The sequence below is a fragment of the Spirosoma radiotolerans genome, assembly GCF_000974425.1.
GTDB lineage: Bacteria > Bacteroidota > Bacteroidia > Cytophagales > Spirosomataceae > Spirosoma > Spirosoma radiotolerans.
Genome location: NZ_CP010429.1, coordinates 5,278,722 through 5,292,012 on the forward strand (window position 1 = coordinate 5,278,722; position 13,291 = coordinate 5,292,012).

Annotated in this window: 14 protein-coding genes; 7 read left to right on the forward strand and 7 right to left on the reverse strand. The window is 48.9% G+C overall.

Annotation, left to right across the window (positions count from 1 at the left end; all coding sequences use genetic code 11):
- Positions 1–264 precede the first annotated feature (264 nt).
- Together tsaB and SD10_RS21380 are read left to right on the forward strand one after the other, a co-directional pair.
- Positions 265–972, forward strand: coding sequence for a tRNA (adenosine(37)-N6)-threonylcarbamoyltransferase complex dimerization subunit type 1 TsaB (tsaB, locus tag SD10_RS21375; protein WP_046579944.1), 708 nt, complete (start codon positions 265–267; stop codon positions 970–972).
- A 96-nt stretch (positions 973–1,068) separates the two neighbouring features.
- Positions 1,069–1,860 (forward strand): type III pantothenate kinase, encoded by a 792-nt coding sequence (locus SD10_RS21380; protein WP_046576601.1) that lies wholly within the window; start codon positions 1,069–1,071, stop codon positions 1,858–1,860.
- 15 nt (positions 1,861–1,875) lie between these two features.
- Here the strand turns inward: SD10_RS21380 and SD10_RS21385 are convergent, their stop codons facing one another.
- Together SD10_RS21385 and SD10_RS21390 are read right to left on the reverse strand one after the other, a co-directional pair.
- Positions 1,876–2,070: a ribbon-helix-helix domain-containing protein gene (locus SD10_RS21385; protein ID WP_046576602.1), complete on the reverse strand. Its 195-nt coding sequence runs from the start codon at positions 2,068–2,070 to the stop codon at positions 1,876–1,878.
- Between the two features lie 82 nt (positions 2,071–2,152).
- Entirely contained in the window at positions 2,153–3,016 is an 864-nt protein-coding gene (locus tag SD10_RS21390; protein ID WP_046576604.1) for an SPFH domain-containing protein, read from the reverse strand.
- Between the two features lie 254 nt (positions 3,017–3,270).
- Here SD10_RS21390 and lysS point away from each other — a divergent pair, with 254 nt between their 5' ends.
- Positions 3,271–5,040: a lysine--tRNA ligase gene (lysS, locus tag SD10_RS21400; RefSeq protein WP_046576607.1), complete on the forward strand. Its 1,770-nt coding sequence runs from the start codon at positions 3,271–3,273 to the stop codon at positions 5,038–5,040.
- A 237-nt stretch (positions 5,041–5,277) separates the two neighbouring features.
- Here the strand turns inward: lysS and SD10_RS21405 are convergent, their stop codons facing one another.
- A complete protein-coding gene (locus SD10_RS21405; RefSeq protein ID WP_046576608.1) occupies positions 5,278–5,484 on the reverse strand; it encodes a cold-shock protein in 207 nt (68 codons plus the stop codon).
- Between the two features lie 338 nt (positions 5,485–5,822).
- On the opposite strand from SD10_RS21405, the gene SD10_RS21410 reads away from it, so the two are divergent.
- On the forward strand, positions 5,823–6,044 hold the full coding sequence (locus SD10_RS21410; RefSeq protein ID WP_046579945.1) for a PspC domain-containing protein: 222 nt from the start codon (positions 5,823–5,825) through the stop codon (positions 6,042–6,044).
- Positions 6,045–6,125: 81 nt separating this feature from the next.
- Here SD10_RS21410 and SD10_RS21415 read toward each other — a convergent pair whose 3' ends face one another.
- The 3 genes from SD10_RS21415 to SD10_RS21425 form a co-directional block, all read right to left on the reverse strand.
- A complete protein-coding gene (locus SD10_RS21415; RefSeq protein ID WP_046576609.1) occupies positions 6,126–7,148 on the reverse strand; it encodes a glycosyltransferase family 2 protein in 1,023 nt (340 codons plus the stop codon).
- Between the two features lie 98 nt (positions 7,149–7,246).
- Positions 7,247–7,585 (reverse strand): YbaB/EbfC family nucleoid-associated protein, encoded by a 339-nt coding sequence (locus tag SD10_RS21420; protein ID WP_046576611.1) that lies wholly within the window; start codon positions 7,583–7,585, stop codon positions 7,247–7,249.
- Between the two features lie 73 nt (positions 7,586–7,658).
- Positions 7,659–9,689: a T9SS C-terminal target domain-containing protein gene (locus SD10_RS21425; protein WP_046576613.1), complete on the reverse strand. Its 2,031-nt coding sequence runs from the start codon at positions 9,687–9,689 to the stop codon at positions 7,659–7,661.
- A 176-nt stretch (positions 9,690–9,865) separates the two neighbouring features.
- Between SD10_RS21425 and SD10_RS21430 the strand changes: the two genes are divergently transcribed.
- Positions 9,866–11,158: a bifunctional 3,4-dihydroxy-2-butanone-4-phosphate synthase/GTP cyclohydrolase II gene (locus SD10_RS21430; RefSeq protein ID WP_046576616.1), complete on the forward strand. Its 1,293-nt coding sequence runs from the start codon at positions 9,866–9,868 to the stop codon at positions 11,156–11,158.
- 120 nt (positions 11,159–11,278) lie between these two features.
- On the forward strand, positions 11,279–11,584 hold the full coding sequence (trxA, locus tag SD10_RS21435; protein ID WP_046576618.1) for a thioredoxin: 306 nt from the start codon (positions 11,279–11,281) through the stop codon (positions 11,582–11,584).
- 254 nt (positions 11,585–11,838) lie between these two features.
- Here the strand turns inward: trxA and SD10_RS21440 are convergent, their stop codons facing one another.
- On the reverse strand, positions 11,839–12,321 hold the full coding sequence (locus SD10_RS21440) for a hypothetical protein (RefSeq protein WP_046576620.1): 483 nt from the start codon (positions 12,319–12,321) through the stop codon (positions 11,839–11,841).
- Between the two features lie 341 nt (positions 12,322–12,662).
- Between SD10_RS21440 and SD10_RS21445 the strand changes: the two genes are divergently transcribed.
- Entirely contained in the window at positions 12,663–13,211 is a 549-nt protein-coding gene (locus SD10_RS21445) for an outer membrane beta-barrel protein (RefSeq protein ID WP_046576622.1), read from the forward strand.
- Positions 13,212–13,291 lie beyond the last annotated feature (80 nt).

The window sequence follows — 13,291 nt, forward strand, 5'->3', positions numbered from 1 at the left end:
ATACTCATTGTTTGTGGTATCTTCCCTTAGTCGTTGGCAGGCCTGCAAGCCTAAACCTACCTATCAAAACAGTTGCATCTTATTGTCAAAACAGGCTATTTTGTTTACCTGACGAACGGGACCACTGCAGGAATAGATCAATCAAAAAAGGGCCTCATTCGCTCAAAAGGGCCATTGCCCCCATTACTTTTACGAAGTAGCAACAACCGTTTTGTTAATTCTTCTGGCAGGGCTTACTTTGAAACCTGTTTTGTTTTCCGGCTTATGGCGCTTATTCTTTCCCTCGATACATCCACCACGGTTTGTTCAGTTGCTCTGCATCGTCAGAACGACTCATCCGCAAACCCATTGCTCGGCTGTTACGAACTATTTATCGAACGGACCTCTTCGGCAATGCTGACAACGCTCATCAACGACATCGTCGGGCAGGCTGGTTTCACCTTACCTGAACTGGATGCAATTGCCGTAGCTAAGGGACCGGGCTCTTACACGGGCTTACGGATTAGTGTTTCAACGGCAAAAGGCTTGTGCTTTGCTTTAGGCAAACCACTGCTGGCGATAAATACCCTAATGGCTATGGCTGAACAGGTCCGGCCCTACGTTCCAGCGACTCATTTGCTCTGCCCCATGATCGACGCCCGGCGAATGGAAGTTTATTGTGCACTCTATGATACCCACGGAAGGGAGGTCCAGCCGACAGCTGCAACGATCATCGATGAGCAATCCTTTGCTGACGAACTGACCCAGAGACCAATCATTTTTTTTGGCGATGGAGCCGAAAAATGTCGTTCCATACTGGGTGTTCATCCAAACGCCGTCTTCCCGGCGACCACAGTTCTGCCTTCAGCCCGCACCATTGGTCAATTGGCGATTGACGCCTTTGATCAGGGCCAGTTTGAAGATGTCGCCACGTTTGAACCGTTTTACCTGAAAGATTTCATGGCGATAAAGCCCAAAAAGCCGATGTTTTGAGCCACTGACGGCTCAAGTAGTTGAATGACGACGTCAATACGGTGTGAATGTGCTGTTTTTCCCCTTATTTCGCCCCGGCAACTACCTCCATCGCTTGTGCAGATCATCGTTGACATTGGCAATACCGACGCCGTTTTCGGATTATATTCTCCAAACTCCTGGCAGCACATCTGGCGGACACCCATCGGAAAGCCGAACCTCCAGCGCGATGAGCCCGCACAGTCTTACGAACGTCGGCTGCGGCTGTGGCTGCTCGAAGCGGGTGTTCCGCTTAGCGCGATTCAGGCAACGGTTCTGAGCAGTGTAGTACCCGATCTGACGCCAACGATGCGCGCCATGCTGGCTGACTTATTCGGGTATGATCCCGTTGTTGTCGGGCCGAGCGTTTATCCGCTCCTACCAATTGAGGTGCTGCGTCCCCATGAAATTGGTACCGATTTGGTTGCCAATGCTCTGGCAGCCTACACGCGCTACCAACGAACGTGCGTAGTCGTTGATTTCGGAACGGCTCTTACCTTTACTACAGTATCGGGCGAAGGAAAACTATTGGGAGTAGCCATTGCCCCCGGCTTAAAAACCGCTATTCGCTCCCTGTTTGCGAATACGGCGCAACTCCCCGAAGTACCCATCGAAGTACCTTCGTCGGCGCTCGGTATCAGTACGACCCACGCCATCCAGGCGGGCGTTGTGTTAGGGTATGAGGGACTGGTGCGTTCGCTGGTTAGCCGAATTCAAACTGAGCTTCACGGCGATTGCATTGCCGTCGCTACGGGTGGTTTGTCGGGCCGAATTCCCTCATTACAGGATGTATTTACGGATATTGTCCCGTCGCTGACATTAGATGGTATACGCCTGATTGGTGAGCTGGTAACCGCTTCACAGCAGTAACGGAGCCAAAATCCGTTAGTCTTCAGCTTCGGCCGACGGGCTTGGATCAGTGCTGCCAGACTTTGGTTTCTTGCGCTTGCGCAAAGCCTCACTTAGTAAATACTCAATCTGGCCATTCACGCTCCGGAACTCCTCCTGTGCCCAGCGCTCTAGTTCCTTCAACGTTTCGGGTTGAATACGCAGGACAAATGCTTTTTTCTCAGCAGCCATTTTTTTAAGGAGCGAAAAACGAGTCGTGAGAAGCAGAGAAATCTAAACCTCCCTGCTTCTCACGACTCGCTCCTGTTATTGTCTAATTATACAACGTTCCCGCATTGACAACCGGGCTTACCGATTTCTCACCGCAAAGGACGACCAGCAGGTTACTGACCATAGCTGCCTTACGCTCTTCATCCAGCGCAATAACACCATTTTTTTCCAGACGTTCCAGGGCCATTTCGACCATACCGACTGCTCCCTCCACAATTAACCGACGAGCGGCAATCATGGCTGATGCCTGTTGTCGTTGTAACATGGCCCCGGCAATTTCGGAAGAATAGGCTAAGTGACTGACGCGGGCTTCAATGATATCGACACCCGCCCGTTCGAGCCGTTCGTTCAGTTCTTCTTCCAGAAACACATTGATCTGGCCAGTGCTGTCGCGCAGGGTTACCGAAGAGGTTTCGTCTTCCATATGGTCGTACGCGTATGAATTGGCTAGCTTGCGCACGGCTGCTTCCGACTGGATCTGCACGAAATTCACGTAGTTGTCTACCTCAAACAAGGCCCTGGCGGTGTCCTTCACCTGCCAAACAACCACAGCCGCAATTTCGACGGGGTTACCCATTTTATCATTGACTTTCAGCGTCTGACCGTTCAGGTTACGGGCCCGCAGGCTGATCTTGACTTTATTATACAATGGATTCACCCACCGCAGCCCTGTTTCTTTGATCGTGCCAACATAATCGCCAAAGAAAGTGGCCGTCATTCCCTCTTTTGGATAAATGATAACAATGCCCTTCAGGATAAAAATACCGACAAACACCAACAGCATGGCCGGCAGTGGGCCATAGCTCTGGAACAGCTTAAAGAAAGCAACTCCAGCTAAAGCGAAACAGAGAAGGGCGACCAATAAAAACAGGTACCCAGAAACGGACGTAAGCTTTTTCTCCTGCATGACCGTAAATAATAGTTCAAGTAAGTAATATCATTTTGATATCACAATGATAAATAGCTTTTTGCTCACTTTCACAAAAATTGTGGGAACGGTCGGGCCAGTCCATCAGCGGGTCTTTCAATCCGTGAACTTTGTTTTTGACTAACCAGGCAAACGTATTCGCACCGTTATCGCTATAAACGCCAATCCTTTTCACTATTTTTGCCCCCTCAAAATACGGGTTAGCGTATTGACTAACCGACTCATTGACGATCATGCTGCTGAGTGAACAGGAAATAAATCGCCGACAAAAGCGCGAAGAATTGATGCGGATGGGCATTGACCCCTACCCCGCCGAGTTATTTGACGTAAACACAACCATTGCCGATATTCGAGCCCAATTCCAGCCTGATGGCCCCAGTAGCGATATTGAGCCTGAACAGGATCTTTCCGGCGACGAACGCTGGGGGAATGTTCAACTCGCAGGCAGGCTCATGGGCTTCCGTGTGATGGGAAGCGCGTCTTTTGCCGAAATGCAGGACTCGACCGGTCGGCTGCAACTTTATTTCCGGCGTGACGACCTTTGCCCCGGCGAAGACAAAACGCTCTATAATACGGTCTTCAAAAAGTTACTGGATATTGGCGACATCATTGGGGTTCGGGGTAACGTGTTCTCGACCAAAACCGGCGAACTGTCGGTTTATGTTCGGGAGTTCAAAATCCTGAACAAATCGTTGCGGCCGCTACCGGTGGTTAAAGAAGTAGTCAATGAGCAGGGCGAGAAAGAAACCTACGACGCCTTTACCGATCCCGAGCAACGTTATCGGCAGCGTTATGTAGACCTGATCGTAAACCCACAGGTACGCGATATTTTCGTCAAACGCACGAAACTGGTCAACTCAATCCGACAGTTTCTGAGTGAAAAAGGCTATCTGGAAGTTGAAACGCCCATTCTTCAGCCCATCCACGGCGGGGCGACTGCACGGCCATTTCGTACGCACCACAACTCGCTCGACATGACGCTGTATATGCGGATTGCCAACGAGTTATACCTGAAGCGGTTGATCGTGGGCGGCTATGACGGCGTATTCGAATTTGCCAAAGACTTCCGGAACGAAGGCATGGATCGTACGCACAATCCGGAGTTTACGCAGGTCGAGTTCTACGTGGCTTACAAGGATTATCTCTGGATGATGGACACCATTGAGGAAATGGTGGAAAAAGTAGCGCTCGATGTGGCGGGCACCACCAAAGTGACGGTTGGCCAGAATGTGATTGACTTCAAACGACCCTGGAAACGGCTAACCATGTTTGAAGCCATTCAGGAATATACGGGCGTGGATGTATCGGCAATGGACGAAGCGGAACTTCGCCAGGTAGCCGAAGGTCGGGGCATTAAGGTCGACAACACCATGGGTAAGTCGAAGCTCATCGACGAGTTGTTTGGCGATGCCTGCGAGCCCAATTTGATTCAACCGACATTCATTACGGATTACCCCGTTGAAATGTCGCCCCTGACCAAGAAGCACCGCAGCAAAGCGGGCCTTGTCGAGCGCTTCGAAGCGATCTGTAATGGGAAAGAGATTGCCAATGCCTATTCTGAGCTAAACGACCCCATCGACCAGCGGGAGCGGTTTGAGGAGCAATTGCGCCTGGCCGAACGGGGCGATGAGGAAGCCATGGCCCTGGACGAGGACTTTCTGCGGGCGCTTGAATACGGCATGCCGCCAACGGCTGGTGTAGGGCTGGGCATCGACCGCCTGGCCATGATTATGACCAATCAGGCGTCTATTCAGGACGTGCTGTTTTTCCCACAGATGCGCCCTGAGAAGAAGCAGGAGCAATCTGACGAAAGCGATTTCGTTTCGGCAGGCGTTCCGGTCGAGTGGGTTCCGGCCGTACAGAAGCTTGGCTTTATGACAGTAGACCAACTTCAGGCGGCAAATCCCAACAAACTGTTCAACGATCTGGGCGGTGTTCGGAAAAAGCTGAAGTTAACCGCTAAAATGCCAACACTCGATGAAGTTAAAGGCTGGCTGAACTAGGGGCTGGTAGTTGTTTGACCTCAGCAAGTCAGGCTCCTAATCTGATTGGTTTGTCATTCTGACGCTAGGAGGAATCTCGAACTTGCCTACAGGGTAAGACCAAGATTCCTCCTAGCGTCGGAATGACGAAAACATCCTGTTTCTTACTTAAGCTTCTGAATGAAGCCTTGACCATAAAAAAACCCTCATCTGATATCAGGTGAGGGTTATACGTTTCTGTAAAGACGCGCTATAGACTTAATAATCTGAATCTATCTTTTTCACCTTTACGGCGTTTAGTCCTTTTTTGCCGTCAACCACTTCAAACTGTACCCGATCTTTCTCGCGGATGGTAACCCCATTGAGGCCGGTGATGTGGACGAAGATGTCCCGGTTGGTATCGTCTTCAACAATGAATCCGTAACCCTTACTTTCGTTAAAGAATTTTACTACACCTGTTTGCATAAAACTTAAACAATTTAACAATTAAAAACTTAAAGGGTCAGTTACTAACAAAATTGCCAACCAAACATCAGGATATCTAAATAGTTTAGATACATTGTTAAAAATCAGCGAGATTTGTCGTCGCAAAAACGGAGATAGCTCGTGTAAACCATCGACGTCGTTACACTACAAAGAAAAGAAAAATGTTCCGACTTCAAGTAGATTACACCCTTTTTTTAGCTATTTTCACTGCGTTTGTATTGACATTCTGTGTAAACGGCAAACATTCTATAAATGGTTTTCGTTAATTTCTCTGAATGACGGTAAATAACTTTATACAGACTTCGCAAACTAAAGGCATGAATAAGATCAGGTATTTCGTTGAGAGTCAGGCATTTGGTGTCTGTTCACGACTGGGCGAGAAGATGAACATTTCGGCTAGCAGTATTCGATTGTATTTTATTTATACGTCGTTCCTCACCCTGGGCTCACCTGTCATTTTATACCTGATTATGGCCTTTTGGATGGAAATGAGCAAGCACCTACGTCGGCACGCTCACCCGACTATCTGGGAGCTGTAGTAGAGGATGTATGGTGTGTGATGTATGATGTGTTATATAACTACTCATACACCTTATGTCATATATCACACACCATTGATCTTACATTTCCTTAAACGTTTTCTTCTTTTCGACGAAGTATTGCCAGACAATACTGTACGGATAAAGAACGACTTCTGTCGTTTGCTGGCTTCTCAAAAGATTTCGCTGTCGATGAAGGCGCGGCAATTGGCCGTAAAAAGCAAAGTGAGCGCGTATAATAGCCCAGATATCGGGCCACTGTCCAACTTTCAGGAAGAGAAGAGAAGACAGCCCGTCGAGTACTAACCGAAGCATTATCTTAGGCCATAACCAGCCATCAGCGGGCCAGTTTTTATAGAGCATAAAGAGGCTATTGCGGTAATTGAGGTAGGTCTTGTGTGGATTCGATTTGTGCAGCGTTCCCCCGCCAACATGGTAGACCATTGATTGACCGCAGGCCCATACTTCATGGCCCAGCCGTTGTATGCGCCAGCACCAGTCGATTTCCTCCATATGTGCGAAAAAGGATGCATCGAAGCCTCCCGTCTGGTGAAACACATCTGCCCGCATGAACAGGCAAGCCCCTGTAGCCCAGAATACCTGTCGATTGTCGTCATATTGCCCAGTATCGGTTTCGAAGGTGGCGAAGACCCGCCCCCGGCAAAATACGTAGCCAAGCCAGTCGACGAATCCACCGGCCGCCCCGGCATGTTCAAATAAGGTACGCTGATCGTAGGATCGAATTTTGGGCTGGCAGGCTGCAATCCGTGGGTTAGCTTCCAGCAAAGCCAGCATGGGCGATAACCAACCTGGCGTTACCTCAATGTCGGAGTTAGGAAGAACATAATATTTAGCGCCCCCGTATTGCGTTCGGATGTGTTCGAGGGCAAGATTATAACCTCCGGCATAGCCTTCGTTTCGGGGAAGCTCGATAACGCGGACAGCGGGAAAATTGGCACGCAGAAAGGAAACGGAAGAATCGACGGAAGCACTATCAGCCACGTAAACCGGATGGCCATCGGCATTGGCCAGTACCGCAGGCAGAAATTTGGCTAAAAACGGTTGCCCGTTGTAATTAAGTATGACAATGGCAAGGGTATCCACAGAACGGGTTTGTAGTTTATACTTTACGGTTTACGGTTTCTGGTTTTCTATCAGGCCAAAAACCGTAAACTATAAACAACAAACTTACGAACACTTTCCTACATTAACCCATCCAGGTTCAGGCCGGGGATGTTTGGCAGTAGCCCTTCGGTAGCCTGCCGCAGGTGTTCACGGGCTTTTGTCTCGACATTACCCATCGCTTTGTTAGTAGCTGCTACAAGGAGATCCTGTAGCATTTCGCGGTCGGCGGGCGCGTTCGACTTTATGAGATCCGGGTCGATTTCAATTTTGAGGACATTCTTCAGCCCGTTTACAGTGACCTTTACCAGGCCTGCACCCGATTCGCCCGTTTCTGTCACAGCGCTGAGCGTTTCCTGAGCATCTTTCATTCGGGACTGAACTTCCTTCATCTTCCCGAACATATCCATCATATTCATACGTGTATTGGGTTAAGTATAACGCTGTAGGCTGGTCAATTAACCATGATTTGCCAGACAACTTGTTCCTATTTTATCGTATCAATAACAACGCACCCGTACGAACAGTTTTGAGGCCCGTCAGGTCTACGAGTTCGATGCGATACATGTATTGACCCGTGGCGGCATTCTGTCCATTAATTTTACCATCCCAGCCCTGGCTTTTATTCGTTGTGCTATAGACAACCTCGCCCCAGCGGCTATAGATGTTCATGATAAACTGGTCAACGTAAATACCTTTCGGCAGGAACTCGTCATTCATGCCATCGCCATTGGGTGTAAAAGCATCGGGAATGAGGATTCGGGCTTCCCGACGAAAGGTGTAATAGTTGGAATAGCTAATGGTTCCCCCATCTGAAACGGCAATGATGCGGTATCTCTGCGATTGCAGATTCGGATCATTTGGATCGGGTTCGTAGTGCGTATTGCTGCCAAGCTGAATTTCCTGTTTTGTTCCGTTCAATGAGTCGACAACCTCCAGGGTGTAATTGGCAACTGTCTCAGGTGTAAACGGTGAATCTGTATTCCAGTCAATTCCAGTACTCGATTTTGCTTCCAGAAACACCGTACAAACGGGCGTCGACGGTTTCGATTGCAGGCCGCAACTGTTCTGATACGTTACCTGATAACAATAAGAGCCCGCCGATGGGTTAGCGCTTTCGTCCGTATACGTACTCTTTCGGTCAAGGGTGGCAATGGGCTGGAAATTTCCCGACGAACCCGATGCCCGGCTGACGATCATAGTATAGCTGTCTGTCGGCCCAATTTCGGTGGGTGGTGTGGTGATTAATCGGGGATGCCCATCCTCAATGGAGACAAGAGCCGTACCGACATCGCCTGGCACATCGCCATTGATGCCATTCACACAAATGGGTGCCGATGTAACAATCGTTTGACCAGCCCCCGAAATCGTAGCAGCAATTGAATAACAGTACTGGGTTCCGCAATCAATAGTCGACGCATCAGAATAGCTGCTGGTAAATGGATTAGTTATAGTTCCCCCAAAAGGAGCATTGTTTCGCATAACGCGGTAGTAGCGAAATTGCGAGGTTGCCGATAAGGTTCCTTCATAGCGTTTCCATGTCAGGATATTCTGTTTGTTGACCGCCTTCACATCCAGCACCAGACTACAGACTTCGTCTGATTTCTGAGAAGCGGTGCTGTTACAGGCATCCTGCGTGACGAGTTGAAAGCATTGTACCTGTTTGGCATCCGTCTGAACGGTAAATGTACCAACGTCCGAACCCTTCTGACCCGTAGCGGTATAAGTCCCGTTTACTTTCTGGTAAAGCTGGACCGAACTTCCTGTACTGGTCTGATACTTGATCTCAATCGCCTTATCGCCAGTGGTGGTCAAAGCGGTGATCACCGGCTGGGTAGCGGCTGCTAGCAACGTGATGGGTTGGCTGGTTTGTGGCCCGTTGCAAAGCGGGGATGCGATCGAACCATAGACACCTTCTACGGTTATAGTCGGTGAAGCCGATGCGCCACTATTATAGGTGTGCGATGGGTTAGCCTGCATCTCGGCCCGGCTTTTCTCATCAGCTACGCCATCACCCCACCGAATGATGTAACTATCGTACTGACCGAGTGTGGAGGGATCTATGGTCACCGTCGCCCTACGGCCAAGGCAGGCCTGAACGGTAAATTTAATAGGGTCCAGCGGCAGTACAGTAACGATTTTGCAGGCCAATGCCCTGGTCCCGTTGATAGTGCCTACCTGTAAAATAGTATATGACCCGGGCTTCGTATATTGAAAAGGCCCAAGTTCAAAGTTGGCGGGAATACCTTTCCCATCGTATTCTTTTATATAGCCAATATTTAGCATGCCAGTTGGAATACCACCCGTAACCCGAATGGCCGTTCCAACACAAACTCTGGATTTATCAAGCGTAAATCCACCCGTAGCGGCACCTTGCGGATCTACACAGTAATTATTGTTGGGGTCCTGGGCAAAAACTGATTTAATTGGAAAGGAGATTAGAATAAAGAAAGCCACTAAAAAACCAGCTAATCCGCCAGCCTTCACTCTTGCTCCAATCAGCCACAGTCGTAAAATTCGCACGAAGAGTAGATTTTTATCGTTCGTATATATAAGTCGGTTCTATACCTGAAAACGGCTTCAGTCGACATTTTCGCATCCCGCGAAACGTATCTTTCTTAAAATCAGTTTTCCATTCAAAATCCAACGGAATCACTGCACCTCAAAGATACCTGCATAGACACGCATCAACCAATAAGATGAGCAATAATAGTACCAACTCTGAAACCACCGCCCAAAATCCGGGAAATACTATCGACCTAAATCCCATTCGGCTGGATCGTATCGAAGACGCCATTGCCGACATCAAGGCGGGTAAGATTGTCCTGGTGGTCGATGATGAAGACCGCGAAAACGAAGGTGACATGATCTGCGCGGCCGAGATGATAACCCCTGAAATGGTTAATTTCATGGTTCGCGAGGCCCGCGGCCTTATGTGTGCGCCCCTTACCCAGGAACGTTGCGACGAACTAGGTTTAGACATGATGGTGACCAGTAATACGTCCGTTCACACCACGCCGTTCACGGTATCGGTCGATTTGCTGGGCAATGGCTGTACAACCGGCATTTCCGCTTCCGATCGCTCCAAGACTATTCAGGCTCTGGTAGACCCCAACACAACACCCGATGATTTGGGCCGACCCGGTCACATTTTCCCACTACGTGCCGTAGAAGGGGGCGTTATCCGTCGGGCAGGACATACCGAAGCGGCCGTTGATTTGGCCCGGCTAGCCGGTTTGTCGCCGGTGGGTGTCCTGATTGAAGTCTTGAACGAAGACGGCACCATGGCCCGCCTGCCAGAGCTACGCGTGCTGGCCGACCGTTTCGGGATGAAGCTCGTCAGCATCCAGGATTTGATTGAATACCGGCTCCGCACCGAAACCTTAATCCGTCGCGAAATTGGCGTGGATATGCCGACTGAATGGGGCCACTTCGATCTGATTGCCTACAAACAAAGCAATACCGGCGATACCCACCTGGCGCTGATAAAAGGCAGTTGGGAACCCAACGAACCAGTGCTGGTGCGGGTACACTCGTCCTGCGTTACGGGCGACATCTTTGGTTCGTGCCGTTGCGACTGCGGGCCACAACTCCATGCATCCATGAAAATGGTTGAAGCGGAGGGAAAAGGCATTGTTGTGTATATGTTTCAGGAAGGGCGTGGCATTGGCTTGATCAATAAACTGAAAGCCTACAAGCTTCAGGAAATGGGCCGCGATACGGTTGAGGCCAACCTCGATTTAGGCCTGCCAATGGACTCCCGCGATTATGGTGTAGGTGCACAAATCCTGCGCGACCTTGGCGTTCGTAAACTCCGGCTCATTTCAAACAACCCGAAAAAACGGGCGGGCTTAATGGGTTACGGGCTGGAAATTGTGGATACCGTCCCCATCGAAATCCAGCCGAATCCGCACAATGAACGCTACCTGCGAACAAAACGCGACAAAATGGGTCATACGATTATGAATGAGCCCGTAAATGAAGAGCAATAAGTTGGTTTGTGGTTTATGGCTTGTGGTTGACTGACGCTACAGTGTTCGTGGTGGCACTGGCGAAAGTAGTACACCTGCAGGAGCCAACCACAAACTGTAAACCGAACAACCTATATAATCATGAACAAGCAATCGTTTAAAGAGCTTATCAACGGCGACAAACCAGTATTGGTTGACTTTTACGCCGATTGGTGCGGGCCTTGCAAACAGCAGGCTCCTATTCTGAAGCAACTTACCGAACGCTCCGGCGACAAGGTACGCGTGGTTAAAATTGACGTCGACAAAGCCCAGGCGGCTGCCCAGCAATATCAGATTCGGAGCATTCCGACCATGATTATGTTCAAGGATGGCAAAATCGTCTGGCGCCAGTCGGGTGTTCAACCCTTGACTACGCTGGAAGGCTTGGTCAGGCAGTTTGGCAACTAATCATTTAATTCAGTGGTTCGTGAGGTCGGTGTTCCGATCCTCACGAACCACTTACCCGGATGGCCTTTGCGAGAATGGCTTGTGTGGACACAGGCCTGGGGAAGTTCAGGGCAAATAGGTTAGATTTTTGTCATGCTGACGAAGGAAGCATCTTCGGTAGGTTTCTTTACGATGCTTCCTTCGTCAGCATGACAAAAATAAGTGACAAAGTACTCTACTGTAAATTAGCCTGAGTACTTACAACCGCAATCGTCTTATTTTGAATTTTGCGCCAGCCCAAAGCTTTTCAGGTTGGTGAGTGCCGTGACGTTAATAATTTTCCACTGCCCATTAATTTTCTCAACGGTTCGCGACTCTTTCGATGTCGTTTTGCCGTGACTGTCCACCAGCGTCTGATCGTAGGCAACAAAGGCCATATTCCCGTTCTGATGAAGGGTATAGTTCGAATTTTGCACGGTTACCTTATCCGATACTTTAGAGCTTTTGAACTGGCTGGCAAACTGCTTCTCTAATTTGTCCCAACCCTTCACCAGCATAAAATCGCCCCCATACAAATTGGCCGCAAAATGAATGTAGGGCGTATGGGCCCAGGCATTCGACCACTCTGCTTTATCGCGCTTAAAAAAGCCTTCAGTTTCACTACGCAACACACGTTTAATGGCATCGTCGTCAGCCTGAGCTAACACACACACAACGGAACTCAGCACTAGGGCAGTTACCAAAAGGAGCGTTTTCATGACCAGTAAGTGTTTAGTTACCAGTCAAGTTATAGAACTATATTAAATTATACAATCATTATTTTGAACTTTTAGTATACAGATAACAAAATACCAATCGCATACGCTTAGTACTCCATCAACTGACGAATTAGGTATTCTGCCCAGTGTTCAACTAGGGAAACCCCCTGGTCATACGCTCGGCTACCTTTTACACATTAATCAATTTTTACGAAAATAGGGAAACACTTGGCCAGGTGAATAAAGAAACTCCGTGACTTATTCACCTTTTCTCGTCTATGAACCTACCAAATCGGGCTGGTAAAGTGCCTGCTCGTGTGTTTCACTAAATACTTCGATTAATGAAAAAATTGATTTTCAGCTTGTTATTATCAGCAGCCGGATTAGCGAGTGTACAGGCCCAAAGTAATACGCTGTTGGTGTACGGAACCGTCAATTATACGACTACGAAGGTAGACGGTACAACAGGCAATACTTTCAGTCTCTCACCGGGAGTAGGGTATCAATGGAATGATAACTGGACGGGCGGTCTGAATTTTAGCGTAGGCAATGCGAAAACGGGCCTCGATAAAACATCTTCATTTTCGGTTGGTCCCTTCATACGTTACACGCAACCGTTAGCCGGTGTTTTTGCCATTTATGGCCAGCTCAATACAAACTATTTGTCGGGTAAAGTCGCAAACGTCAACTACAATGGGTTTGGCGCAACTTTATTTCCGGCTATTGGCGTGAATCTGAAAAATAGTTTCGCCCTGAACTTCTCCTTCGGATCAATCAATTTCTCGTCTCAGAAATTCGATGGAAGCTCGTCGAACGCAACCACCTTTGGTATTGCTTTCGGTAGTGGAGCCAGTTTCGGTATTTCGAAAAACTTCGGCTTAGGTAAGTAGTTCTCCATGGGCCGTATCGGCACAGCCCATAACTTAGTTAGTACGTGGCTGACGCGTCAGGAATCCAGATGCGTCAGCCA